Genomic DNA, 26,441 nt, shown 5'->3' with positions numbered 1-26,441 from the left:
TCATAATTCATAATTCCCCCCCCCACACCCCACTTCATAATTCATAATTCATAATTCCTACACCCTACTTTAATTGGGTTAATAATTGTTGTGTCACCACATCGGGGTGCTGCGCTTCCATGATGGCCCGGACTACAGCCACCCGTTGCGCTCCTGCCTCTAAAACCTCTTTAATGTTATTACTATCAATACCACCGATCGCAAACCAGGGTAAAGGGCAATTTTCCCGCGCATAACGGACGTATTCCAATCCTGCGGGGGTTTTTCCCGCTTTGGTGGGGGTGGCATAAACCGGACCGACTCCCACATAATCGGCCTTTTCTTGGATTGCTTTGGCCATCTCTTGGGGATTAGTGGTGGACCGGCCGATAATTGCCGTCGGGCCGAGAAATTGCCGCGCTAGGGAAATCGGTAGATCCTGTTGGCCGAGATGAACACCATCGGCATGAACGGCCTTAGCAATATCAACGCGATCGTTCATAATAAATAAAGCATCGTAACGGTGGCATAACTCACACAGTTTAGCGGCCTCTTCTAAACGAATCGTATCAACGGCGGTTTTATGGCGGTACTGCACCAATTTTAAACCTCCTTTTAGGGCTAATTCAACGATTTCTAGCAGATTTTCGGCGGGAGAAGTGACTAGATAGAGGGGAGATGCTTTTAGTTTTTCCAGAGGTGGAGAGATTAATAGTTTACTCTCTAGCTGATAAACCCGATAGCGCAGCTGTTTACAGGCTATCCCTAGCTCTAGATCATAGAGTTTACCGTATTCTTCTAAAACCCGAAAAGCCTCCTGTACGCGAGCGAGATTTGCCTGCAGCAGTCCCTCGACAGTCTCCCGGATTTCTTCCCTGGGATGGCTTAAATTTGTGCCGATATCGCCAGCTGTGTCCCGATGTCGTTTAAGATCGATCGAGTGCCAACTAGCCAACTGATGGCGCATTTCTTTACATTCTTGGGCTAAATCGGGATTATCTAAGCCAAAACGACACCATTCTTCGATAATTCGCAGTCCTTCTCTAGCGCGGTCAAGGTTAGCATCAAGAATCCGTTTAATCGCCGTGGTTTCTAGTTTCATTTGCCGTCAATAGACCTCTTGTAAAAATCAAAAATTGTTGTTAGGGTCAGGAGTCAGGAGTCAGGAGTCAGGAGTTAGTAGTCAGGAGAATTAAGAATGAATAATAATCAATTAAACGGTCTATTTAAGGATTTTATGCAATTTAATCCTTAAATAGACCGTTTTTGAACCCTCAAAAATTAATTATGCAAGAAGTTTAATGTAGAGTTATTATAGCCGTCAGCCGTCAGCTAAAATATTACTATTTTTGGCCCTTGTTCGGGGAATAGTAGAGGCGGCATCAGACAGGCAACAAAGAGGGACGGGAAAGCTAGTCCAAGGACAATTTTAAGCCGGGGGGAGATTCTTAAGCGCCCCTAGGTATTGCAGTAATTGCTGATGATCTGGGTTATGTAGCGGGTAGAGACGATTGTAACAGATGGTAACGAGGGATTGGATATCCTCGACTAAATCCTCAGCTGCAATGGATTCCTGGGGTTGATTGAGGAGAATGACTTGGATTTTGAAGAGACTGCACAAACCCAAAATAAAATCATGACAAAAGCGACTCACACTTTCCGGATGGGTTAAAACTAGAGATTTCACCTCACCGTGACAAATCATCTTCACTAGACGCATAAAATTAGGGTGATTGTGGCTGACTCCGTCGCCGATATCGGTGAGAATTTCAAAGGGTTGACCCTGCTGACTACAAAAGTCTTCTAACGCTTTTATCTGGTCGTCTAATTGTGGTTTTTGTTCAGGTCGATTAACACGAGCATAGCCCACAATAAATCCAGTTTCTTGTACAGATTGTAAGATATCTACCCGTCGAAATCGGCGATGACCGCCAACGGTACGAATTGAGGCAATTTTCCCCTGTTGTTCCCAGCGCCGGAGGGTTTTAATGCTAACTCCAAGCAAATCCGAGGCTTCTCGAATAGTGATGAGGTTATTCATAATATAGAACTCGGTTTTAATTAAAGAAATTTATCGAGGTAAGGTTGTCCAATTTTAGACAGTTGGTTGTCCACTTTTATAGTAGGGTCACCCTACAATCGTGAGTCTAGATGATTGAGGCAAATTAGTCATATATCTTTAGATAGAGATGAGTAGGTAGGCGTTAAAAATTATCAGACACCCCCCTGATCAAGGCTATCCTGCGGGGGTCCTCGAAGGCTCTCCCCCTACTTAGGGTGATCAGCAAACCTGATTGATAGTAACGGATTTTGTCCACAATGTAGGGGCGAACTGCGTTCGCCCAAAAGGTACATTATCAAAGCGCAGGTCTTTTAATTCTTATGCAATTTCAGTTTTAACGATCAAAACTGTTAAATTTTATACATTGTCCCTCTTTTGATTAAGTTTTGTAACAACTTGAGAGATTTTTTTTTAAGTAGAGCCTGTTTATTTGTCCAACTTTCACCAAAAATCTTGGGTATATTTGTCAATTTTTGGGCAGTTATTTTGAGAAAAAACTGCTATAAATTGGACAAAAAAATAGATAAATATTGCCGAAAAAAAGTTTTCTAAAACACTTGTTTTTTTTGAAAAGTTTCGCTATAGTTCTGTCAAGTCAAACAAAAAGTTATTAGCGAGCTTAACCCTTGCCTAACTTCTTTTGATGGCTATAGTACACACAATTAACGCTGGATAATTCAGTTATGATGACAACCAACAAATTAACCAAAACCTTTGCTTCTGGCTCTCTAGCGATCGGGGTTCTCGCCGGCTCCGTGTTTGCCGCTACCAGTGCGAGTGCCGCCAACATATTAACTTGGGGGCAATGGACGACGTTAGATCCTATCACTGGAACATATTCTAATGTTCTTACTGCTGGGGACAAAAAAGTTACGTTCGTCTCAGAAAATGGCTTTGGGGCCGATCCGCTGGATGAAGTTGCCCTGCTGTTGACCGGTGATGAGTATGATTTCGTGTACGATGCCACGACTCTGGGTTCCCCTGGGGCTAATATGAATTCCGGGTCTTTCACATATACAATCGAGGTCACTGACCCCAACCAGTATATTACCGCGGTTGCACTGGATTCAGACGTAACAGCCACTTACGGGACTGTAACCAAAACATTTGCTGAGATACCTAATGTCTTAGTTTCAGTTAACGGCAGTTCTGACCCTGCTATAGGTTTTTACCCTATCGCCCCCATCAAAAAGTTGACCGTCACAGATACCCTTGCTGCTAACCCCGGTGAAGGTCTATTCAGCTTGAACAATGCTTACAAACAAACCCCCGAACCGGGTACTATCCTCGGACTTCTGGCAGTGGGTGGTTTAGGAATGGTTTCCCGCTTCAAGAAGCAAAAATAACAGTTACCAATGTCTCGTACACATTGATAACTGTGACGTTGAACAAGAATAGCTAAAGGTTAGATGCCCTGTTTGGTTTTCTAGCTTTTAGCTTTTTCCTTAAGTATTGATTCTAACGCAAGTCAAGACCTGATTTTTGTTTTTACTCAACGGGTCGTTTGATCCCCCCTGCCCCCCTTGATAAGGGGGGTGCCGATCCCCCTTTATAATAAGGTGGGCATCTGATAATTTTTAACGCCTACCTACTTAAGTATTGATTCTAACGCAAGTCAAGACCTGATTTTTGTTTTTAGTCAACGGGTCGTTTGATCCCCCCTGCCCCCCTTGATAAGGGGGGTGCCGATCCCCCTTTATAATAAGGTGGGCATCTGATAATTTTTAACGCCTACCTACTGATCAGACAGGCAAAAAGCAAGAGACAAAAGGCAAAACGGAGAATAAATAATCAGTTTTTAATAACCAGATTTAGTATTACTGTTCACTAACAGGGGTATTCGTGAGAGAGGAAGGGTAAAGAGATTAATTCTCCCGTTGCCTCGCCGATTTGTACTTTTAAACCCTCTCCTCCGGCTTTTGTTTTCACATAACCCAAGCCAAAATCCTCCAGCACACTGGTGAGTAAACCGACTTTTTGCCCTTCTAAAATAATCGGGGTATTGCTGGGGACGGGTTGGCTGAGTTTTATGCCCCAAAGTCTTTGTTTTACGCCTTTATAGGTGTTAAGACGGGCGATAGTTTCTTGACCAATATAACAACCCTTATCAAAGACAATCGCTCGCCATAAACCGGCCTCTAAAGGGTTATAATCTTCGGTTAATTCTCGATCGACTGCTGGTCGGCCCTGATGGATTCTCAGGTATTCCCACACCTGTTCATCGGCGGGAGTAACGCCATTTTTAATTAAATTTTCCCAGAGAGAACCCGCTTCCGCGGCGGCAACGATTAAAGTATATCCGGGTAGATCTAAGCCGGTGCCGACGGCCACTCTCAGGGGGGGGTCAGAAAGGAGATAATGACTATGCTGCACCCCCGTTAAAATCTGCTCTGGAATGGCGATTTTTTGCAGGTATTGCCCGCTTTCAGCACCTATTATGGTGAAAATGCTAAAATTATCGGTTAAGTCGCTAATTTCCACCTTATCGAAGGGGAAAATATAGCGATCGATCAATTCCAGTAAAAATTGACGACGTTGGGGAGAAACGAGGATGAGGAGGGAGTCATCGCCAGCGTAAACTGTGACAAAATCGAGGGTACGACCAGTAGAGTTAAGGAAAATTGTCTCACAACCCTGACCCGGTTTCAGGCGATCGATAGCGTTACTGGTTTGATTGTGGAGAAAACGCAGCCGATCCTGGCCTTTTAATTCTAATAAACCCCAATGGGAGCGATCGATTAAAATTGTTGGCGATGCTAAACTTTGGGGATCATTGCCGTAATCTTTCAGAAAATTAGCGGCATACTCTGCCTTGATCGTGTCTAAATCTGCTTTCATGGGGGTAAATTAGCGAATAATTGCTTAATAATGCGCTCGGTTTTCGTTTCCAAACTCTGCCAATCTAGTTCACCGGTGGAGTCGAGGAGACTGGTATCGATGGTGACGCTCTCTCCTTCATCGGTGGGATAATCGAGAAAACAGACTTGAAAACAAAGTTCCCAAATATTTACAGTAACGGAGCGATCGAGATAAGTCAAACAGAGCAGATAACTGGGATAGGGATCTTGAATTTCTGTATAAGTTCCTTTCCAGAGGGAATTTTCTAACTGTTTACGCAGATTATCCAGCACCCGAATAAATGCCGGTTGCATTAATAATTGTGCCTGTTCCCAAGCGGTAATATCTTTAAATTTTGGATTCATCTTATCAGTTATCAGTGATCAGTGATCAGTTATCAGTGATCAGATTTGAGTATTAAGTGGGGGGATACCCCTGCCACCCTTGATAAGGGGGTATCTGACAATTTTTAACACCCACCTACTTATTAAGTGAGCAATATTAAATAGACAAAGACATACATTTCAGCCATAGAACTATTTTGTTTCACTCTTGGAGATGTCTAATGGCATTAACAGTGCTGTCTTTTCACTGTTTACTGTTAACTGTTAACTGGTTACTGGTTACTGATAAGTAGTCGGACATAAATTCTGTTGTCTATCTTAAGAAATGTAAATTGCCGCAATTCTTACTGACGACCGGCTACTGACTCCTGACTCCTGACTCCTTACCCCACAGTTAACTTTACTTTTGTCCAACTACTTAACTGATAACTGATAACTGATTTAGGCTGTTACTAGGGTTGCTTCCTTAGCTGCCATCATTTTCATGAGGTCTAACATCCGGCAGGAGTAACCCCACTCGTTATCGTACCAAGAGACGACCTTAAAGAAATTGGCATTAAGTTGAATGCCAGCTTTAGCATCAAAAATACTGGAGTGGGGGTCGGTGATAAAGTCACTCGATACCACTTCCTCATCGGTATAACCGAGGATACCTTTCATCGGTCCTTCGCTGGCGGCTTTCATAGCGGCGCAGATTTCCTCGTAACTGGTGGCTTTTGCGGTTTTAAAGGTTAAATCCACCGCCGAAACGTTGGGAGTTGGCACACGGAAGGCCATGCCGGTTAATTTGCCTTTGAGGGAAGGAATAACTAGGGTTACTGCTTTGGCTGCTCCCGTGGAGGAGGGGATAATATTTTGACCGGCGCCGCGACCACCGCGCCAATCTTTTTTCGATGGACCATCCACGGTGGGTTGAGTGGCGGTCATCGAGTGTACTGTGGTCATTAATCCTTCCGCTAGTCCGAAGTTATCGTTAATAACTTTGGTGATCGGGGCTAAACAATTGGTGGTACAACTAGCGTTAGAGACGATCAGATCCTTAGCGGGATCGTACTCATTATCGTTAACACCTAGTACAATAGTACGGATTTTGTCGGGATCTTTGGTGGGTGCGGAGATAACCACCCGTTTGGCCCCAGCTTCTAGGTGTTTTCCTGCTCCTTCGGCGGTGGTAAATAAACCGGTGGACTCAACCACATAATCGGCCCCGGTTGCACCCCAAGGCAGTTGAGCGGGGTCTTTAATCGAGTAACAGGGGATAAACTTACCATCCACGACGATGCCATCTTCTTTCGCTTCTACGGTACCCTGAAAACGTCCGTGGGTGGAGTCGTATTTGAGCAGATAGGCAATATTATCGGGGGGGACGAGATCATTTATACCAACAAACTCGAAATCAGGATTTTGGATACCCGCCCTAAAAACGAGGCGACCGATACGACCGAATCCGTTGATAGCGACTCTTACTTTTGTCATGAAAAAAACTCCTTTGCAGCTGCGATAAGCTTAGGCACGATCAAGAAAAAATAATTTGAGAATTGATTGGCCTCTAGAGAATCACTATATATGCTAATCAGCTTTTGTTGATCGCTAGATGAAGTATAGAAAGATTTTAAGTTTCAGTGCTTCAAAAGCTCTCCTGCAAAAATAAAAAATCTTTCGTTAGGTGAGGAGACTCCGAGACAAAAGATAACTGTAATATCCATAAAATCTCAGATTATGTCAAATTTATCCGATTTTTTAGATATTTTGACCTGATAGCGGCTCTAAAACTTACTTTTGCAGGAGATCTAAAGATAAAAAATAATAAATTTGCTATCCTAGTAGTCCTCACCACCGGCATCGAGAAGGCCTAATTAGGCTCTTCCCGACAAAAAAGTTCTCAGAGAATTTATTGCTCTATAAGTTAAGAAGAAATTAATTTTCCTTTAAAAGCCATTTAAAAACCCCGCCCGACTGACATAAATTAGCCAAGCCAGATCAGTAAAATATAGTTTATTTTAATAGTTTTTTGCGCCCCCAAAGGTTAGACTCTTGATTACAGTTTGAAAACTGAGCGAGGGTTAACCCTCTCGATGGAGAAATTGTCTATCAACTCTCTTAATCTCATCGTTCATAGATATCGGAGAAATATTCATGGTATCCGCACCAGAAAGACCCTTAACAGAACAAAATCCCCTTTCTCAAGACGAACTCTACAAAACCCATGCCTATTGGCGCGCTTGTAACTATTTAGCTGTAGGTATGATTTATCTACGCGATAATCCCCTGCTCAAGGAACATCTTAAACCCGAACACGTTAAGTATCGTTTGCTCGGTCACTGGGGAGCAAGTCCGGCCTTAAGTTTTACCTACATTCACCTCAACCGTTTAATCAAAAAATACGACCTCGATGTGATTTTTATGGCAGGTCCCGGCCATGGGGCGCCGGGGGTACTCGGTCCGGTTTATCTAGAAGGAACCTATTCGGAAATTTACCCCGATAAAAGTCAAGACGAGGAAGGATTACAAAAATTCTTTAAACAATTTTCTTTTCCCGGTCACATCGGCAGTCACGTCACCCCCGAAACCCCCGGTTCTATCCATGAGGGCGGCGAACTGGGTTATAGTGTTTCCCATGCCTACGGTTCTGTTTTCGACAATCCCGACCTAATTACGGCCGTGGTGGTGGGTGATGGGGAAGCAGAAACAGGTCCCCTTGCTACCGCATGGCACTCGAATAAATTCCTTAACCCGATTCGCGATGGTGCGGTACTGCCAATTTTAAACTTAAACGGTTATAAAATCGCTAATCCCACCATTCTCTCCCGTATTTCGACCCACGAGTTAGAAAGTCTCTTTGTTGGTTACGGTTACACTCCCTACATCGTCGAATGTAAGGAAGATGAAGACCTGCTCCACTGCCATCAAAAAATGGCCGCTACCCTAGAACACTGTATCAATCAGATTCGCTCCTATCAACAGGAAGCTCGCAGCACGGGAGTGGCTAAACGTTACCCCTGGCCGATGATTATCCTGCGGTCTCCCAAGGGTTGGACCGGTCCGAAAAATGTGGATGGTCATAAAGTAGAAGGATTCTGGCGCGCTCACCAAGTCCCCATGGGTGGGATGCACGAAAACCCCGACCACTTGAGAAAATTAGAAGAGTGGATGAAAAGCTATAACCCGGAGGAATTATTTGACTATACCACGGGTAAATTTAAGCCGGAATTTAAAGAACTCGCTCCTATTGGTCATCGTCGCATGAGTGCTAATCCGCACGCTAACGGCGGATTGCTGCGTAAAGACCTAAAAATGCCCGATTTTCGTCAGTATGCCGTAGATGTCACCCACCCAGGCCAAGTGGAAGCGGAAAACACGGGAGTGATGGGGGTATTTTTGCGGGATGTAATGCGAAATAATATGACTAATTTTCGCGTTTTTGGTCCCGATGAAACTGCTTCTAATCGTTTAGCGGCTCTCTATGAAGTGACTAAAAAAGCTTGGTTAGCTGATACCTATCCGGAGGATTTAGATGGTAGCCAATTATCTCCCGATGGTCGTGTGATGGAGATGCTGAGTGAACATACTTTAGTCGGTTGGTTGGAGGGTTATTTATTATCCGGTCGTCACGGTTTATTTCACTCCTACGAGGCTTTTGCCCATGTTATCGATTCCATGTTCAACCAACACGCTAAATGGCTCGATATCTGCAAAAATCATGTGCCTTGGCGTGCTTCTGTTTCCTCTTGGAATCTGTTATTATCCTCGGTAGTTTGGCGGCAGGATCACAATGGTTTTAGTCACCAAGACCCCGGTTTTATCGATTTAGTAACTAATAAAAGTGCCGACGTGGTGCGGGTTTATCTTCCCCCCGATGGGAATTGTTTATTAAGTGTGACTAATCACTGTCTCAAGAGCAAGGATTACACTAATATTATCGTTGCTGATAAACAGAAACACCTGCAATACTTGACCATTGAAGAAGCAATTAAACACTGCACCAAAGGTATCGGTATTTGGGATTGGGCCAGTAACGATGATGATGGAATAAATCCTGATGAACCAGATGTAATTATGGCTTGCTGTGGGGATATTATCACTAAAGAATCTTTGGCAGCAACAGCAATTCTGCGGGAGGAATTCCCCTACTTAAAAGTTCGCTTTATCAATGTGGTTGATCTGTTTAAATTACAGTCGGAAAGTGAACACCCCCATGGTTTATCGGAACGGGATTTTGATAGTTTATTTACCCCTGATAAACCAATTATCTTTAATTTCCACGGTTATCCTTGGCTGATTCATAAACTTACCTACCGTCGCAGTAATCAAGAACGTATTCATGTGCGCGGTTACAAAGAAGAAGGGAATATTAATACTCCCCTAGAATTAGCCATTCGTAACCAAGTTGATCGTTTTCATTTAGTAATTGATGTCATCGATCGCGTGCCGAAATTAGGTTCTGCTGCCGGTCATGTAAAAGAACGGATGAAAAATGCTATTATCGATAATCTCGATTATGCTTTTACCAATGGTATCGATAAGGACGAGATTACTAACTGGAAATGGCCTTATTAATTAGGCTAGAAAGTGGTTTAGGTGATGATAATTTATTAGTTTATTGATAAATTTCATCTTCCTATTCCACCTAAAAAATCTTCTTGATTTTCTACAAGAACGAGAGCTATTTGTGGAAAACGCAGCAAGATTATTTGAGCGTATTGATGCTGGGGAAATTCAGGGATTTATGGCATCAACGACAATAACTAACATTAGTGGATAGGATGCACAAAATTAGCATTCAGGTCTTGATTCAGCAACGCCTTTGACACTGGCAATGATTTGTCCGATGTCTTGAGGAGTGACACCTGTTGCCAACAGCTTTTTATCGATGTCTCTAATGCGTAGCTCATGACAATGATAGCCTACACTTGGCAGAGGACGCGAATGTGGCAAACCAAGAGGTTCGCCTTCCTGTAGTTGCCTGAGGAAGACACCTGCTTCGATCCGTGCTTCTAAACTGAAAGGTGGGGTCTTGATCTCACCATGCAGCCAAGCTAAAGGTTTGCTTTGATCAGCCATGATGTGTTTATATCATATCTGATGTATTAAAATATGGTAATCGCCTCACTACTATCTAACAATTCAAAGGTGGCGGAGCGACGAAATATGAACAGCGAACCTACTTTGAGCAACTCTCAAACTGATTGGTAACGATGAGAGGCAATCAGCGATATTGATAGCGATGTGTGAGATTAGTTTTGAGATAACATGAGGTCGATGTCTGATAACTGTTAACTGATCGCTGAATTTAACTTCTTAAAGAAACTTGGAACTGTTTAACTAAAGCTTCTCGCACTTTTGTCATTAAGGGTTCCACCTCTTCATCGGTTAAAGTTCGATCGCTGGCACGATAGACTAAACTAAAGGCCAAACTACAATGATTTTCTGGCACATTCTGCCCCTGATAGCGATCGAATAATTCGACTTTTTCTAAGAGATTACCCCCAGCATTTTTGATAGTTTTTGTCAATCTATCTACGGGTATATCTGTGGAAACAAAGAAGGCGATATCTCGCGCTGCCCCCGGATAGGTAGAATAGACCTGTAAACGTGGGGTAATTTTGGCACTATCGCTAAGAGTTGCTAACAGGATCGGGAACTGGATTTCAAAGGCATAAACTGCCTCAATTAATCCCTTTTGCTGACGCAATTGCGGGTGTAGTTGACCAAAAATTCCTAAGCGTTGTTTACCAATCCATAAAGAGGCTGTTCGTCCGGGATGAAAACGCGCATCTTCGGCATCTTTTTCGTAGCTTACTGTCAGCGAAAGGCGATCGAATACTGCTTCTAAAATGCCTTTTGCTTCATACCAAGTCATGGCTACCTCTTTACCCGATCGCAGCCAACGTCCAGCAGGGAAGAAATCACCGCCGAAAATACCAGCAATTGCATCGTATTCGTTGATATTATCCGATTCTAGGCGGAAAACTCGCCCGATCTCGAAGCCATTTAAGGAACCGTTACCCTGAGACTGATTATACTCAAACGCTTCGATTAAACCGTCTAGGAGATTAGTCCGCAAAGCAGAATACTCGACAAAAAGGGGATTAGCGAGGACAACTTCCGCTAATTCCGGTTTAACTAGGGAATACTGGACTAATTCCGTCAAACCCACTGCGCGAAAAGCTTCCCGCACTCGACGCTGTATAGTTTCCTCAAAGGATAATCCTCCGGCTGCGGTTTTTGCCGGCAAAGTATCGACAAAGCGATCATATCCGTACAGTCGCGCCACTTCTTCAATTAAGTCAATTTCTCGTTCTAAATCCCGATAACGGTAGTCTGGCACTGTCACAGTCCACAGAACGGGATTTTTCGAGGTTAACTGCAATTCACAGCCCAAATTGCCTAAAATACGTTCCACATCCTCGGCGAGAATTTCACCGATCGCACCATTATCTAGGGTAACTTGACCCAGTAGCTGCTGTAAACGTTCTAAACGCAATTCGATCGAACCACTGGACTGATCAGCGCGATAATCAGCTTTAACCTGACTGCTGACAGTTCCCCCAGCTAACTCTAGAATCAAATCGATCGCCCTTTGACAAGCATATTCCAAAGCGGCGGGATTAACACCGCGTTCATAGCGTCCGGAAGACTCGCTGCGTAAACCCTGCGCTTTTGAGGAACGACGGATAGCGATCGGATCGAATAAAGCCGACTCTAGCACAAGATTAACGGTTTCCTCGTTAACTTCCGTATCTTGACCTCCCATCACTCCTGCTAAAGCTACAGGCTTATTATTGGCAGTAATTAACAAATTAAGCTCTTTTAAGCTTCTTTCCTGACCATCAAGGGTAATGATTTTTTCCCCTTCCTCGGCAAAACGGACCCCAATAGTAACGGATTTACCTCCGGCAAAACTCTGTAAACGATCGCGATCGAAAGCGTGTAAGGGTTGTCCCCACTCCAAAAGTACATAATTAGTAATATCGACCACATTATTGATCGATCGCAGTCCGGCAGCCTGTAAACGCTGTTGCAACCATAGCGGAGATGGGCCAATTTTTACCCCCTCGATCACCGTACCAATATAAGCAGGACAAGCTTTATTTTCTGATATTTCCAGCGTTAAATCTTTTTTAGGGGAAAATTCCCCTAATTTCACTTTTGGTAGGCTTAATTCTCCTCCTGTCAAAGCCGCCACTTCCCGCGCGACTCCGATCATACTCAAAGCATCGGCACGGTTAGCGGTGGGAGAAATATCTAAAATCACCTCATCGAGTCCTAAAAGGGGACGAACATCTGTACCTAAAGAGAGATTTTCCTGACTAAAAATGTGGATTCCTTCAGAATCCTTAGTTAATCCTAATTCCGCGAGGGAACAGATCATCCCTTCCGATTTTACCCCCCGCAATTTAGCCGGTTTAATCGTTAAATTGATTTTCGGTAAATAGGTTCCCAAAGTAGCCACGGGAACTAGAATATCAGCCCTAGCATTGGGCGCACCACAGACAATTGTACTAGGATTTTCCTGACCGATATCCACCTGACAGACACTTAATTTATCTGCGTTAGGATGGGGTTGGCGATCGATAATTTTACCAATAACCACACCCTTTGCCCATTCTCGGCGATCCTCGATCTCTTCCACTTCTATTCCCGCAATTGTCAATAATTCGGCTAATTCTTGGGGAGATTGGGCGACTTTGACTAATTCTCGTAACCAGTTGATCGAAATCCGCATCGTTAATTCTTGCTTGCCGTTGGTTCTTAACTATTGTAAACCGTGGGTAGTCAATGATTTAGAGATTAGGGCCGATCAGCTGTTAAAATATTAGGGGCAAGATGGAAGACCTGTGTAAATAACCGCTCATTTTCCTTGGCCAGGGGTGATATTATCTTTGAACAGATTACCGATAATTTGGGGAGATAATCAGTAGTTAGCTATCTATATCAAAAAGGATTATTGATGCCACCCGATCAAATAGAAAACCTACTCAAGGGAATTTTGAGACAATACCAAAGTTCTTTTAGTGACAAAATCTATGGAGAAGAAAATGATGATTATGATCCGCTTATGAGGGTATTTGGAATTACTCCTAGTTTAAAAAGGGAAAATCGTCAGTATTGGGGCAGGGAACTAGGAATGTGTTGGCAACGTCTGGTGACAGAAGTTTTTAAGGCTAATTGTTTAGATTATCAACCAGCTTTAAAGATTGCAGATGATCAACCTTGTGACTGCATTTTAGGTAGAGATGCCATTGATACTAAATATAGAATTGGTTCGGGAGATTCTGGCACACTTAAAAAGTTTAAACAGTATGGAAAACTATTACAGGAAAGAGGACTTAGACCTATTTTACTGATTGTGCGAGAGGATAACTTACCAGCAGCGATTAAAGCTTGTCATCTGGGTGGCTGGACTGTTTTGCAGAGCCAACAAAGTTTTGATTATATACTTGATCGCAGTGGGTTCGATTTGCTGAAAGCTTTTGATAAATTTTCTGAAACACAGGAGTTTTATATTGCCCGATGAATATCTCAAAAAGATGGCAACTTCTGCACGGTGATTGTAGAGAACTTCTCACTTTACTAGAAGAATCTAGTATATCTTGTGTGATCACAGATCCACCCTATAATTATGAGTTCATTGGCAGAAATTGGGATCATGATGAAATCCAAAGACGCAGAGAACGCATTCAAAACAGTTCCACACTGGTAAAAAATATTCCCTATGGAAGTGGGTTAGCTGGTGGGGTTCGCAATGAGCGTTGGTATCAACGCAATCGCGAAAATGTGGTCAATTATATTGAATGGGCAACAGATTGGTCAAAGGAACTAATGCGTGTTTGTAAAAGGGGGGCTGTTGTCGCTGTTTTTAGTAGCACAAGAACACTGGCTCATATTCAGATTGCTCTTGAAAATGCCGGTTTTTATGCTAGAGATGTGCTGGTTTATAGACGACATTCAGGCATTCCTAAAGGATTAAATATTGAGAAAAAACTTGACAAAATTGGTGATACTAATGCCAAACAATGGCAAGGTTGGCATACTTGCCTTAGAAATGAATGGGAAGCTATAGTTATTGTGCAGAAGCCTCTTAAAAACAACTATATTGAAACTATACAAATGACTGGATTGGGTCCCTTCAAAGCTATACTAAATGACGGCTCTTTTCAATCCAATATTTTAGAGGGCTTTTCTAAAGGACGGGATGAAAATTTTGATGAGCATTGTACGATTAAACCTTTATCATTGATTAGAAAACTGATCGAGTTATTTCTACCACAGGATAACAGTCATATAGTTCTCGATCCTTTTGCTGGAACGGGTACAACTTTAATTGCTGCTCTAGAATTAGGTTATCAGACTATTGGTATTGAAATTGAAGCTCAGTATATTAATATCATTCAACAACGTTTGGGGGAATATTTTGGCAAGATCGGCCAGGAATTTGAGGTATTTGATTAGTCAATCTAAAAAGTTAACAATAATAACCGCTACGGTAGAAAATCGGCTCGACAATAAATCGCTCGGAGAATTAAGGAGAGTTAGTCAAGCTTTCGATCAGAACATCATTCTTAATAACTCTTATCTTAAAATACACACAGACAGAACACTTCTGGGAAAATTATCCCCATCTCCCCTAAAAACAAGCTATCCTAAAGATTGCCGTACCGTTCTGATTCTATCCGTGCCTTACTATTCCCAATATCCCGACGCTTTCACTCCCAGTTATCTGAGCGAACTACAAGGACAGATTCTCGCTTGTCCCCACTTCACAGTTAACAATTTAAATCGAGATTTCGTTAAAACTAAAGGCTTTTCCATCGCTTTTCGACGCACACAAATCAGCGAAGTCGAACGAATTTTTCCCTATTTTAAACCCTATCTTGATCGCAGTTTACAAGCTGACTGCAACGCTTTTTATCTTAATCCCTTACTCCTACAAACTGGTTCACGCGTCGATCCCCATATCGATCGCTCCCTGCGCTCCTATTGTAAAACGATCGATCCCCCGCTCCTAGTTAGCGTCCTTTATGTGCAGGTTCCTAGGGATATTCAAGGGGGGGAATTGGTACTAGCAAACCGTAATCGTTCCGTGGCCCAGATTCGTCCTTGTGCTAACACCCTGATTCTCTTTCAAGGAGATCTCACCCATTCAGTTAATCCCGTTAGCTGTTCTGGTATTCGTCTCAGTCTTGTCTGCGAACAATATCGTTTAGATGCGGAAGAATTGCGAGAGATTCCCGAAATGCAGATAGAATCGCGAACCATAAAACCAGAAAAGAAAAAAAAGAAAGATCGGGTCGTTGCACTACAATAAAAGGACATTTTTGTAAAGATATTCTAGATGGTGATGCGCGAACCGATCGTCGAATTAAGGGGAGTGACTAAAGCTTTCGGCAAGAAAGTAATCTTAAATAACGTCGATCTCAAGGTGTACGAAGGAGAAGCGATCGGCGTGATCGGTCCATCGGGGACGGGAAAATCGACCATTTTACGCTTAGTCGCCGGATTACTGGCCCCCGATCGAGGAGAAGTGTACATATACGGCACAAAACGACAGAGAACCGTAGAACAGGGGGAAGATCCCCTCGGTGTTGGTCTAGTTTTCCAACAATCGGCCCTTTTTGACTCCCTCACCGTCGGGGAAAATGTCGGTTTTGCTCTCTATCGCAACTCAAAGCTAAAACGAGCCGAAATCCGCGATTTAGTGGAAGAAAAACTAGATTTAGTGGGAATGTCTGGTTCCTACGACCTCTATCCCTCTGAAATATCCGGAGGGATGCGAAAACGCGTCAGTTTAGCCAGAGCAATTATCAGCGATCCCTCGATCGCAGCCGATCGAGCGAACATTCTCCTTTACGATGAACCCACTGCTGGACTCGATCCCGTCGCTTCTACCCGCATCCAGACGGTAATTATGGAACTTCTCAAGGTAAAAAAAGCCTGTGGGGCCCATCTTATTGTCACCCACGTCCACAGCACCATCGAAAATACCACCGATCGCATCGTTTTTCTCTATAAAGGTCAATTTCAATGGGTTGGACCGACTCAAGAGGCTTATCACTCCGAAATCCCCGTACTCAAGCAATTTTTTACTGGCAGTATCGACGGACCAATTCAGTGATCAGTAAACAGTAAACAGTAATCAGTGAACTGATAACTCGCATCTGATCACTGATAACTCGCATCTGATCACTGATAACTGATCACTGATAACTGATCACTGATAACTGAAATCCCCCGATTTCTCCTGTAAGATACTGTATAGAGATGAGGAGTAATTATTTATGGAAGCTGGCGGTTCACAACAGGGGATTTCCCCAACTCTGCGGCAAAGTGGTATCGGTTTAATGTTACTGGCATCGGGGGGAATATTAATCTGGTTAATCGCCTGGTTAAGTAATTTTAGCTTTGGGGGACGCAGTTATCGAGCCACCTTTCTTTTTCCCAATGTGGGTGGCCTGATGGTGGGAACCCGCGTCGGTTATCGGGGAGTGAGAATCGGACAAGTGACGGCAATTACCCCAGAACCGGAGGGAGTCGCCGTAGAAGTGGAGATTTCGCCAGCAGATCGCCTAATTCCCAGTAATTCCCTCATCGAAGCCATTCAATCCGGTTTAGTCGGTGAAACCACGATCGATATTACTCCCCTGCAAGCTTTACCCGTCGGTGGTGTTAAAGAACCCCCTTTGAGTCCTAACTGTAATGGGGAAGTGATTATCTGTAACGGTTCCCGTTTACAAGGTCAATCGGCGCTAAATGTCAATACCTTGATCAGATCTTTACTGAGAATTTCTAATCTAGTTAGTGATCCCGATATGGTGGCCGGATTTCGTTCCTTTACCCAACGCGCTGCCAATGCCTTGGGGGGACTCGATCGCTTTAGTGGTGAGGCAACCACCGCTTTAAGCGAGGTACGTCGCAGCGGTACTCTAGGTAAACTTAATTCGGGGATGAGATCCCTGGAATCTTTACCCCAAGTATCCGGTTCCCTCGGTCGCCTTTCTAGTGATCTTTCCGGTGTCGGGGGATTGAGTCAGGAAGCGACTACTTTACTGAGAAGTTTACAGGGAAGTGGCGGCCTGAAAAATTTAGACGCTACCCTAGTGGAGGCCCGAAAAACGCTGCTTTTGGTGGGACAAACTACCGAAGAACTGCGGGTTTTTTTGGCAGCTAATCAAAATCGTTTAATTGCTACTCTCGATAGTATCAAAACTACCAGCGATCGCCTACAAACTACTCTCGCTGCTTTGGATCCGATTCTGACGCAAGTGCAGAAAAGCCAAATTATTGAGAATTTAAACACTATTTCGGCAAACGCTGTTAAATTAAGCGAAAATTTGGGTAACTTTACTGCTTATCTCTCCGATCCTGCCACTGTTGTCACCCTACAGCAACTCCTCGACTCCTCTCGCGCTGCTTTTGCCAATCTTCAGAAAATCACCTCGGATGTGGATGAAATTACCGGTAATCCGCAACTGCGACAGGAAATTATCCGTTTAATCCAGGGTTTAAGTCGTTTGGTTTCTTCTAGCGAACAGCTACAGCAGGAATTCGCCCAAGGTCAAGCAATGACAAGAATGGCCGCCCAAATTGCGACAATAGCCCCAAATCCCGCCGCTAATACCCCGGAAAAAGACGCTAAAAAACCTGACTCTGAGTAGCAGAATTTGGGGTTAGGGGTTGGGAAAAAAAGTCTGATCATTTGTACTAAATTTTTCAAAGCCCAGTTTCAATACACAACAGGTTGCCTAATTTTTTGTCATAGCTAAATGAGGAATTTCTTCACCATATTGACGATAACTTTCTTTAACGCCTTCCCAAGCTAAAATTAATTGATTGAGTGCTGTTTGGGGGCTATTTCTTCCTCCTGTATTTTTAAAAATTGTTTAACTTGATCAGCTTTCGCTTCACCGTTTTTTGTCGGTTGAATAGATAGACGGACGGGTACATCTCCTATTGGTGACTTTCTCTCACATATAGGTGAGCAGCCGAAGTTATTAAAAGAGGGCGAATGCAATTCGCCCCTACAATATATTCAATATTAAAAACTCCATTTTCACAAGAACGGCCACACCATAGCACAGAAAAGCTTAAAATAGATAAAAAAAAGATTAACTTTTTGCTCAAGATCGACTTAAATGAGCTTTGGGATAGAGAGACTTGTGGCAAGATATAATTAAGGGGTATTTGGGGAAGAAATTCGATTATGGAAGAACTTTTAGAATTAAAAGCTTTGCTCTTAAAAGGTGATATTAAAGGTTCACTGGCGATTGTAGAAGAACTTGAAGATATGAGCAAAAACGGGATTATTAGCACTATTCGTAGTTATGCGATTATCTTATTACTTCATTTAATTAAACAACAGGCAGAAAACCGAACCACCCGTTCTTGGGATGTCTCCATTCGCAATAGTGTTAGAGAAATTCAACGCCAAAACAAACGCCGAAAAGCGGCAGGATATTATTTAAGTGATGAAGAATTAACAGACACTTTAAACGATGCTTATCTTAATGCTTTGGATGCCGCTTCTTTAGAAGTTGAATCAGGTCGTTATCAATCGGAGCAAATAGAAGCTATAATTGACAAAAACAAACTGATTAGCGATGCTTTTACTTTAATCAAAACTGACCCTACTTAAAAATACTATGACAGACTCAATCTCTCAAGAACAAGCCCAATAAATGTTACGTTTGTTAAACAAAAATCGTGACACCGTGCTTGATTTATATAAAAATCAATACATTGCCTATAATGAAAAAGGGGTGATTGCTCACGGTGAAAATTTACAGAATGTTCTGGAAGAAGCCAACACAACCAATCAAGAATTTGTCATTTATCTTGTGCCTCGTTGTCGTTATTCTATGCAAATTCTACCCGTTCAAGTTTAAAGTAGTTTAAGATGATTTTGACAACGGCAAAATTCTATGAAAATAACCCTTTATCAACCGACATTATCTTTATTATTGCTGCTGTTGCTATCCGGTGGTTGTGCAGTCAATCAGGAAAAACGCAAAACCACCACTCCGCAAGCGCCTCCCCTAGCAGAAATCGTTCCTTGGCAGATGGTGGAACGGGTTACTATTTTAAAAGCCGATCAGGATCCCATCTATGCTTTGGCTATTAGTCCCGATAACTCCCTGCTGCTGAGTGGTAGTTTTGACGGCACTGTTAGGGAATGGAACCTAAAAACTCAAAAACCTCTCAGGACTTGGCAACTAGGAGATACTGTTAACGCTATCCAATTTAGTCCCGACGGTGAGAGTTTCGTAACTGCCGATGCGGGGGGAAAAGTGCAACGCTGGAATACGCGCACGGGAAAATTAGAAATGACCTATCCTGGCCATGCTTTTCTCGTTACTGATGCCGCTATTTCTCCCGATGGCAAAATTTTGGCCACGGGTAGCTGGGATCGTACTGTTAAACTCTGGGATTTTCAGACGGGTACACTGTTAAAAACCCTGCGCGGTCATAATCATCCGATTCAGGCGATCGCATTTAGTCCCGATGGTAAAGGAATTGTTAGCGCCGATTACGATGGCTTCGTTAAACTGTGGAAAGTGAGTACCGGTCGCTTTATTCGTGCCTATGCGGGGAATTTATTCCCCGTTTATCGGGTGCTTTTTTCCAAGGATGGTAATACCGCCGGTACTGCTAGTCAAGACGGTTCGATCCGCGGTTGGCAAGTGAAAAGCGGCATCGGTACCACTACTATTCTCGCCCATAACGACGCTGTTACCGATATGGCCCTACTCGATGGGGGTAAAGTTTTGGCCAGTACCTCCGGGGATGGAACCGTCAAATTTTGGGATGTTAATACCCGTCGGCACTTGAATACCCTCAAGGGAAACGTCATCTTAAGAATGGTTGCCAGTCGAGATGGTCGTTGGTTAGTCACTGGAGATCGGGACGGTGCGATCGCACTGTGGCGGGGAATCTAATTGACTATAATTAAGACTAGAGTGTTTTCTAGGGTGAAATATAGCCATGGCAGCAGTGATTTTAAACTTAGATACAGTCAATCTCAGCGATGAGCAGTTTTACCGTCTCTGTCAAGTTAACCCAGATTGGCAACTAGAAAGAAACGTTCAAGGAGAATTAATTGTGATGCCACCTGTTGGGGGAATTAGCGGCAACCGAGAGGCCGATTTTATTAGTTTGCTTTGGTTGTGGAATCATCAAACCCAATTGGGTAAAGTCTTTAGTTCGGCGACGATTTTTCGTTTGCCGAAAGGCGGATATCGCGCTCCTGATGCCGCTTGGGTGAGTTTAACTCGTTGGCAAGCTCTAAGTCGAGAAGAACAGGAGAAATTTCCGCCTATTTGTCCCGATTTCGTTATTGAACTGCGCTCCCGTAGCGATTCCCTCCCAGAAATTCAAGCTAAAATGCGGGAATATCTCCACAGTGGTTTGCGATTAGGTTGGCTAGTTAATCCTCAACAACAACAGGTGGAAATTTATCGTCCTCAGCAATCCGTAGAAATTATGGAACTACCGGCTAATTTAAGCGGAGAGGATGTCTTACCCGGCTTTAGTCTATTTATCTCTATTTTTGAGTAAAATATAGTCAAGACCGATGTATGATTCTACTTGTAAATTTATCGCCCTGGAATATTCGAGAGATTTAGCCACTTGGTTATTAGGTAAACCTTTGGATTTAACCGAAATTAAACCCTCAGAGTTGTCATTAGAGCCGATAAGAGCCGATAGTTTAATCTTTTTGGAGTCAGAAGAATTAATCTTACATATTGAGTTCCAAACCGACCCTAAAGAGGATATTCCCTATAGAATGCTCGATTATGCCACAAGACTCTATCGACGCTATCAAGGCAAACCTATCTATCAGGTAGTGATTTATCTAAGGAGAAGTACCTTACCCCTAGTCAGACAGAATGACTATCAACAGGGAAAAACTTATCATCAATTTGAGGTGATTAGACTATGGGAACAACCCTATCAACCCTTATTGCAAGCACCTGGACTATTGCCCTTTGCTATACTAGCTCAAGCTGAGGAGCAAGAGAATTTACTGCGGCAAATCGCCCAAAAAATCGAACAAATCAGCGACAGTCGAGAACAAAGCAATCTGGCTGCCTCCACCGCAATTCTCGCCGGATTAGTATTAAACAAAGACATCATTCAACAATTGTTGAGGAAGGATATTATGAAAGAATCTGTCATCTATCAGGAAATTAAAGGGGAAGGAAGACAAGAAGGAGAGGCTAACCTGGTTTTACGTCAATTAAATCGGCGTATAGGTGGCATTTCTGCCGAATTATCTGCCAATATCCAAAGTCTTTCCCTAGAAAAATTAGAAAACTTAGGAGAAGCTTTATTAGATTTCCAGTCAGTAGAGGATTTAGAACAATGGCTAGAAAATGAGCGTTTTTAACTAATTTACTGTCCAAATAAAACCGAACTATTACCAGATCCTTGGAACAAGATCCAAGTCATCAGCAGATTAGATACAAAAATCGCTAAGAGCATAGTGACTACAGCTGCGGTCGTAGCTTGGCCAACTCCTTTAGCACCACCATCGGTCGTTAAACCCCAATTACAGCCGATAATCGCGATTAAAGCCCCAAAAACCAACCCTTTAACTGGTCCACTCAGCACGTCTCCCACGCGCAGGAAACCGCGAACCGAGTCGAGAAAAACTGAATTAGCAATTCCGTATAAACTTTGGCCGACCAGCAAACCGCTACCTAAACCGATCAGCAACGCCATAATACTCAAAGCGGGAACCATCAGACAACAGGCAATTAAACGAGGCAGCACCAGATATTCCACGGGATCGGTTTTGAGCATATAGAGTGCGTCGATCTGCTCCGTCACCTTCATGGTACCAATCTCCGCCGCAAAAGCCGATCCTACCCGACCAGCTACCACGATCGCCATCATAATCGGACAGAGTTCCCGACCGAGAGCAAGGGCCAAAATTCCCCCCACCATACTGCCAGCACCCAAAGCTTGGAACTCCCGGGCCACTTGGATAGTAAAGATCATCCCGATCACCGCAGCCGTGATCATGGCGATAATCAGCGAAGCAGGCCCGGCTGCCACCATTTGTTCTTGGGTGACGCGCCAATCGGGTTTGCGCGTGAATAGGAAGTAAAAAACCCTGCCGGTTAATAGTACCGCTAACCAACAGCGCCGAAACCAAGAGCTTAATTCCTTGCTAAAAATTGCCAATAAATCCTTCATGGCCCTCAAAATAGATCGGACTAGAGAAAAGTCTATCCTGTTTTGTCTTTTAATCCCATTCCCTACCACGCTATGGATAGTGCAGAATTTTTCTGATCTACACAATAGAACTCTTGCCAATTAATTATAAGTAGCTGGTTATAATTAATTTGAAGATAGATTTTGTCTTTGATCCCCCCCCTGTACATTAGTCACATCTTTCTTAACATTTCAACCCCTTGTAGCACAAGGCTTTTAAGACTCGGTTAACAATTTGTAATATTCCTTGTTGACACCCTTACTGACAAAGAAAAAACTGAAATCAAGTCAGGATAAGGATTGGAGTGCTTACTGACAAAATTGTTAAGAAAGATTCCTACAAGAAATAGGTCTTTTCAAAATGTTGGGCAGCAAGTTGGGCTTGCCATTCGAGAAGCTTAATATAAGTGTCCCCTTTAAGGGAGCCTAATTTCAATCCATAGTCAAAACTCACTCCCACCGAGTAAAGTCCCAGAATATTTAATCTTTTTCCTCGTCTTTTAGTCTGTTCTCAGACTTTCTGCTCTCCAATACGAGCATAAGTGTAGCTGACGGGACTCCAAAGAGAAAAACCTGATTGATCCAAAAATTTTAGACGGATTTCTCTGGCACGATGAGCCAAGAACAACCAGTCTAAATCGGCTTTTTTAGCTAATTTAACTTGAGGATCAGCACAATTGGGTTGTTTGTATCTTGTTCTTTTCCAAACCCATCCTCTTGCTTTGAGAATTCTCCTTAATCTATCTTGACTCCAAACAACTCTTCGCTCTGTTCCTAGTTTTCGAGCTAATTGAGCCGCATTATAGGTTCGTGAATCTTATTCACTTAAATCAATTTTTAGAGGGGCTGGCAAGGTTTGATTCATCCTCCGCAAAGGGTTCTCTGCTATTTTATAAGTTTTTTCGCCTACCTACTTAGGGCTTGCTGAATAATGGTAAAACCCTTTTAAAATAAAGCTTTTGACCTGTTAAAGTCCGATGTTAGTGCAAGAAAATAGGATTGGGACTTTCAAAAACCGGTTCTTCCGAACTTACACTGTAGAAAATTCCCCAAGCTCCCTCTCTGTCCAGCAATGCTCTAAAGTTGATAAATATCAATCTAACAAAAACTCAAAGCTTTGCTGTACAAGCTTTACAAGCATGAGTTGTTAATAGTTTTGCATGACAGATTTGGTAGAGTCCAAAAACCTTGCATTATCCTTCTTGTAGTACATCGCTTGGTATAAAAAACAAGGGCAACAAAGCCTGAAACTCCTGACTCCTGACTCCTACCCCCAGGAAAAACTTTTTCAGCAGACCCTACTTATGTATGGGGAAGTTCAGTAATAAGGGTGTCTTAGCTCTAGCTAAGACACCCTTACCGATGATTTCTGGGGGCTTAATTTTTCCCTAAAAATCAACAATTCTACAACCCACCGCAGTGGAGGGACAGCGATAGATTAGGCGACAACCTGAATATTGGTTGCAGCGATGACTGGCAAATTAGTGAGAGTTGCGAGTTGAACCAGACCACCAGGATTAGCAAGGTTTGAGTCAAACGATAAAATACCACCACTGTAGATAAATTTGGCAGTGCCATTTTCAGCTGTCGCGAATAGGCTAGCAGTCAAAGTACCGCCAATGGTAGTCAGTCCACCAAAACCAGAGGAAGAAACTACGATAGCATCAGCTTCACTGACGTTAAAATCGGTGATAGTGTCAAGGCCTTCGGTGGGATTGTTGAAAACAAAACGGTCAGTATTAGTGCCACCAGTTAGGGTATCGTTTCCAGCGCCACCGATGAGAGTATCGTTTCCAGAGCCACCAGATAGGCTATCGGCTCCAGTTCCACCGTCTAGCAAATCGGCTCCCTGTTGACCGAGTAGGGTATCGTTGCCCGTACCGCCATCGAGTCGGTTATTGCCAGTATTACCAGTAAGGGAGTCGTTGCCGTCGCCGCCAACTAGGTTTTCGATACCGCTCAGTACGTCTATACCTTCCCCCGTGTTCTGGCCGGTAGTTAAAGTCAGATTGACGGTGTTGTTGCCTGCACCAAATGTTGCTGTGTCGATACCCGCACCACCCACTAAGCTGTCATTGCCCGCACCACCGATGAGGGTATCGTCGCCCGCATCACCTAGAAGGGTGTCATTGCCCGTACCGCCATCGAGTTGGTTATTGCCAGTATCCCCGATAAGGGAGTCGTCGCCGTCGCCGCCAACTAGGTTTTCGATACCGCTCAGTACGTCTATACCTTCCCCCGTGTCCTGGCCGGTAGTTAAAGTCAGATTGACGGTGTTGTTGCCTGCACCAAATGTTGCTGTGTCGGTACCATCGCCACCCAGAAGGGTGTCGTTGCCCGCACCACCACTTAGGTTGTCGTTGCCCGTACCGCCATCGAGTTGGTTATTGCCAGTATCCCCGATAAGGGAGTCGTCACCGTCGCCGCCCACTAGGTTTTCGATACTGCTCAGTACATCTGTGCCTTCACCCGTGTTCTGGCCGGTAGTTAAAGTCAGGTTGACGGTGTTGTTGCCTGCACCAAATACTGCCGTGTCGGTACCCGCACCACCATTAAGGGTATCATTGCCCGCACCGCCAGAGATCGTATCGTTGCCCGCACCGCCGCTGTATTTGTCATCGAACCCAGTGCCAATGATCAACTGACCATCTCCACGAAGCCCGTAGATGCTCACTTGCGGCGACGCACCCGTAAATGTGCTTCCGCTTCCAAAGGTCAACAGATTAGCAGTACTCGACAAAATCCCAAGTCCGACTTGTTCAAAGACATTGTTGGTAAACGAGTTTCCAGTAACCGCAACATCAGTTGGATTGTTTGTGTCGAAGGACAAGCCAACGAAGTTGTCTTCGAAGCTATTCCCACTGACTGAGCCGGCAGCTCCCGGCTTCAGATAAACGCCGGTTGCGAAGCCGCTAAAACTGTTTCCAGAAACCTCCAGTCCCGTGATGGAACCAGCCGTGATAACGCCGCGCGAGCCATCGCCATCAACCGTTCCGCTCCGGTGGAAGACCGTGTTCTCCACAGTTGCGTTATTCCCTTGGACATAGACCCCCGCCAACTCTCCGGAGATCGTCGTGCCTTCTGCGATCTTCATACCATCGATCAACACGCCCTCGTCCAGAATATGAATGCCGCCAGTCAGAACCGATTCAGCACCACGGGGATCGCCCGCCGCAATGCCTGTATTGGCACCACGAATCGTCAACGACTTCTTGTTGACGGTGAGGTTCTCGGTGTAGGACCCAGCCCCGACAACGATGCGATAGCCCTCGGCCGCCGCGTTGATCGCCTCCTGGATGGTCGTGAAACCGCCAATCAAAACGTCGTTGTTGTCGAACAACCGGACTGTGGTAAGGATGTTGGCGACTGGAACCGTCACGTCCGCGAATTGCAAGAATTCGACGTTCTGAACTGTATCCGTGCCGTCGGGCGAGCCGTCACGATTGTCCACGATCGTGAAGTCGTTGGCCGAGCCACTGGTCGAATAGTCGGCAAAGTTACCGGTGTAGATCGCTGTATCGGTACCCGCGCCACCTTCAAGGTTGTCATTACCCGCGCCACCTTCAAGGGCATCATTGCCCGCGCCACCTTCAAGGGCATCATCGCCGCCGTTGCCAGAAAGCTGGTCGTTGCCATCGCCGCCAGAGAGCGTGTCGTTGCCCGCATCACCATTAATTGTGTCGTTGCCCGTTCCACCGATGAAGGTGTCGTTCCCGTCGCCAGCGTTGAACGTGACCGTACCAGAGCCTTCCACCTGCACGGTGTCATTGTTGGCGGAGCCGTCGATGGTTGTTGCGCCGGTGATGTTGACCAGTCCGTCAGCTGCAGGCTGGCTCGACTCCAATCGGCCGATCTGCACAACGCCGGAGTTGATAGTAGACCTCCTGCAAAAATAGGAACTGATTATGTAAAATAAAGTAAAACACTCAGAAAAACAATGACTTACGAAAAAGTAAAAAATTTGAATCCAGAAGAGTTTAAACGCTTTTGTGGAGTATATCCTG

General features: G+C 44.1%; 21 protein-coding genes and 1 pseudogene. 12 read left to right on the top strand and 10 right to left on the bottom strand.

What is annotated here, in order from left to right:
- Positions 1–64: 64 nt before the first annotated feature.
- Together IQ234_RS02080 and IQ234_RS02075 are read right to left on the bottom strand one after the other, a co-directional pair.
- Complete coding sequence (locus tag IQ234_RS02080; protein ID WP_193955845.1) at positions 65–1,081, bottom strand: thiamine phosphate synthase; 1,017 nt, start codon at positions 1,079–1,081, stop codon at positions 65–67.
- Between the two features lie 327 nt (positions 1,082–1,408).
- Positions 1,409–2,020, bottom strand: coding sequence for an IS607 family transposase (locus IQ234_RS02075; RefSeq protein WP_193955844.1), 612 nt, complete (start codon positions 2,018–2,020; stop codon positions 1,409–1,411).
- Positions 2,021–2,724: 704 nt separating this feature from the next.
- Between IQ234_RS02075 and IQ234_RS02070 the strand changes: the two genes are divergently transcribed.
- Entirely contained in the window at positions 2,725–3,387 is a 663-nt protein-coding gene (locus tag IQ234_RS02070) for a PEP-CTERM sorting domain-containing protein (protein WP_193955843.1), read from the top strand.
- 481 nt (positions 3,388–3,868) lie between these two features.
- Here the strand turns inward: IQ234_RS02070 and IQ234_RS02065 are convergent, their stop codons facing one another.
- The 3 genes from IQ234_RS02065 to gap form a co-directional block, all read right to left on the bottom strand.
- Complete coding sequence (locus IQ234_RS02065) at positions 3,869–4,879, bottom strand: YgfZ/GcvT domain-containing protein (RefSeq protein ID WP_193955842.1); 1,011 nt, start codon at positions 4,877–4,879, stop codon at positions 3,869–3,871.
- The gene (locus IQ234_RS02060) at positions 4,876–5,244 is read right to left on the bottom strand and encodes a hypothetical protein (protein WP_024968910.1); all 369 of its coding nucleotides are present in this window, start codon (positions 5,242–5,244) and stop codon (positions 4,876–4,878) included. The genes IQ234_RS02065 and IQ234_RS02060 overlap by 4 nt, the downstream gene beginning before the upstream one ends.
- Positions 5,245–5,664: 420 nt before the next feature.
- The gene (gene gap / locus IQ234_RS02055) at positions 5,665–6,699 is read right to left on the bottom strand and encodes a type I glyceraldehyde-3-phosphate dehydrogenase (protein ID WP_004161594.1); all 1,035 of its coding nucleotides are present in this window, start codon (positions 6,697–6,699) and stop codon (positions 5,665–5,667) included.
- A gap of 660 nt (positions 6,700–7,359) precedes the next feature.
- On the opposite strand from gap, the gene IQ234_RS02050 reads away from it, so the two are divergent.
- Positions 7,360–9,780, top strand: coding sequence for a phosphoketolase (locus IQ234_RS02050; protein ID WP_193955841.1), 2,421 nt, complete (start codon positions 7,360–7,362; stop codon positions 9,778–9,780).
- Between the two features lie 216 nt (positions 9,781–9,996).
- Here the strand turns inward: IQ234_RS02050 and IQ234_RS02040 are convergent, their stop codons facing one another.
- The gene (locus IQ234_RS02040) at positions 9,997–10,284 is read right to left on the bottom strand and encodes a hypothetical protein (protein WP_228008327.1); all 288 of its coding nucleotides are present in this window, start codon (positions 10,282–10,284) and stop codon (positions 9,997–9,999) included.
- 229 nt (positions 10,285–10,513) lie between these two features.
- Entirely contained in the window at positions 10,514–12,949 is a 2,436-nt protein-coding gene (pheT, locus tag IQ234_RS02035) for a phenylalanine--tRNA ligase subunit beta (RefSeq protein WP_193955840.1), read from the bottom strand.
- A gap of 225 nt (positions 12,950–13,174) precedes the next feature.
- Between pheT and IQ234_RS02030 the strand changes: the two genes are divergently transcribed.
- From IQ234_RS02030 to IQ234_RS02010, 5 genes are all read left to right on the top strand, one after another.
- Complete coding sequence (locus tag IQ234_RS02030) at positions 13,175–13,741, top strand: hypothetical protein (RefSeq protein ID WP_002735446.1); 567 nt, start codon at positions 13,175–13,177, stop codon at positions 13,739–13,741.
- On the top strand, positions 13,738–14,676 hold the full coding sequence (locus tag IQ234_RS02025) for a DNA-methyltransferase (protein WP_193955839.1): 939 nt from the start codon (positions 13,738–13,740) through the stop codon (positions 14,674–14,676). Before IQ234_RS02030 ends, IQ234_RS02025 begins: the two co-directional genes overlap by 4 nt.
- A gap of 223 nt (positions 14,677–14,899) precedes the next feature.
- Positions 14,900–15,532, top strand: coding sequence for a 2OG-Fe(II) oxygenase (locus IQ234_RS02020; RefSeq protein ID WP_002754083.1), 633 nt, complete (start codon positions 14,900–14,902; stop codon positions 15,530–15,532).
- 27 nt (positions 15,533–15,559) lie between these two features.
- Positions 15,560–16,339 carry an ABC transporter ATP-binding protein gene (locus IQ234_RS02015; protein WP_185238015.1) on the top strand — a complete coding sequence of 260 codons (780 nt, stop codon included), beginning with the start codon at positions 15,560–15,562 and terminating at the stop codon, positions 16,337–16,339.
- Positions 16,340–16,502: 163 nt separating this feature from the next.
- On the top strand, positions 16,503–17,879 hold the full coding sequence (locus IQ234_RS02010) for an MlaD family protein (protein WP_193955838.1): 1,377 nt from the start codon (positions 16,503–16,505) through the stop codon (positions 17,877–17,879).
- 87 nt (positions 17,880–17,966) lie between these two features.
- Here the strand turns inward: IQ234_RS02010 and IQ234_RS21700 are convergent.
- Positions 17,967–18,071, bottom strand: a pseudogene (locus tag IQ234_RS21700) (type II toxin-antitoxin system HicB family antitoxin); the annotation flags it as partial.
- A gap of 353 nt (positions 18,072–18,424) precedes the next feature.
- Here IQ234_RS21700 and IQ234_RS02005 point away from each other — a divergent pair.
- The 5 genes from IQ234_RS02005 to IQ234_RS01985 are packed head-to-tail and all read left to right on the top strand — an operon-like array spanning position 18,425 to position 21,607.
- Complete coding sequence (locus IQ234_RS02005) at positions 18,425–18,856, top strand: DUF29 family protein (protein ID WP_193955837.1); 432 nt, start codon at positions 18,425–18,427, stop codon at positions 18,854–18,856.
- Between the two features lie 43 nt (positions 18,857–18,899).
- Entirely contained in the window at positions 18,900–19,106 is a 207-nt protein-coding gene (locus IQ234_RS02000) for a DUF5678 domain-containing protein (protein WP_228008326.1), read from the top strand.
- A gap of 36 nt (positions 19,107–19,142) precedes the next feature.
- Entirely contained in the window at positions 19,143–20,156 is a 1,014-nt protein-coding gene (locus IQ234_RS01995; protein ID WP_193955836.1) for a WD40 repeat domain-containing protein, read from the top strand.
- A 46-nt stretch (positions 20,157–20,202) separates the two neighbouring features.
- Positions 20,203–20,775: a Uma2 family endonuclease gene (locus IQ234_RS01990; protein ID WP_193955835.1), complete on the top strand. Its 573-nt coding sequence runs from the start codon at positions 20,203–20,205 to the stop codon at positions 20,773–20,775.
- 16 nt (positions 20,776–20,791) lie between these two features.
- On the top strand, positions 20,792–21,607 hold the full coding sequence (locus IQ234_RS01985) for a DUF4351 domain-containing protein (protein ID WP_193955834.1): 816 nt from the start codon (positions 20,792–20,794) through the stop codon (positions 21,605–21,607).
- 5 nt (positions 21,608–21,612) lie between these two features.
- Here IQ234_RS01985 and IQ234_RS01980 read toward each other — a convergent pair whose 3' ends face one another.
- Together IQ234_RS01980 and IQ234_RS01975 are read right to left on the bottom strand one after the other, a co-directional pair.
- Positions 21,613–22,419: an MlaE family lipid ABC transporter permease subunit gene (locus IQ234_RS01980; RefSeq protein WP_104398267.1), complete on the bottom strand. Its 807-nt coding sequence runs from the start codon at positions 22,417–22,419 to the stop codon at positions 21,613–21,615.
- Positions 22,420–23,875: 1,456 nt separating this feature from the next.
- On the bottom strand, positions 23,876–26,441 hold a 2,566-nt coding region (locus tag IQ234_RS01975), incomplete at its 5' end, for a beta strand repeat-containing protein (RefSeq protein WP_265578457.1).

Origin of the sequence: Microcystis aeruginosa LEGE 91341 (assembly GCF_015206885.1) — a bacterium.
In the GTDB taxonomy this organism is placed as follows: domain Bacteria; phylum Cyanobacteriota; class Cyanobacteriia; order Cyanobacteriales; family Microcystaceae; genus Microcystis; species Microcystis aeruginosa_H.
Note: the sequence above shows the minus strand (reverse complement) of the source record. Positions and strands in the feature narration are given on the sequence as shown.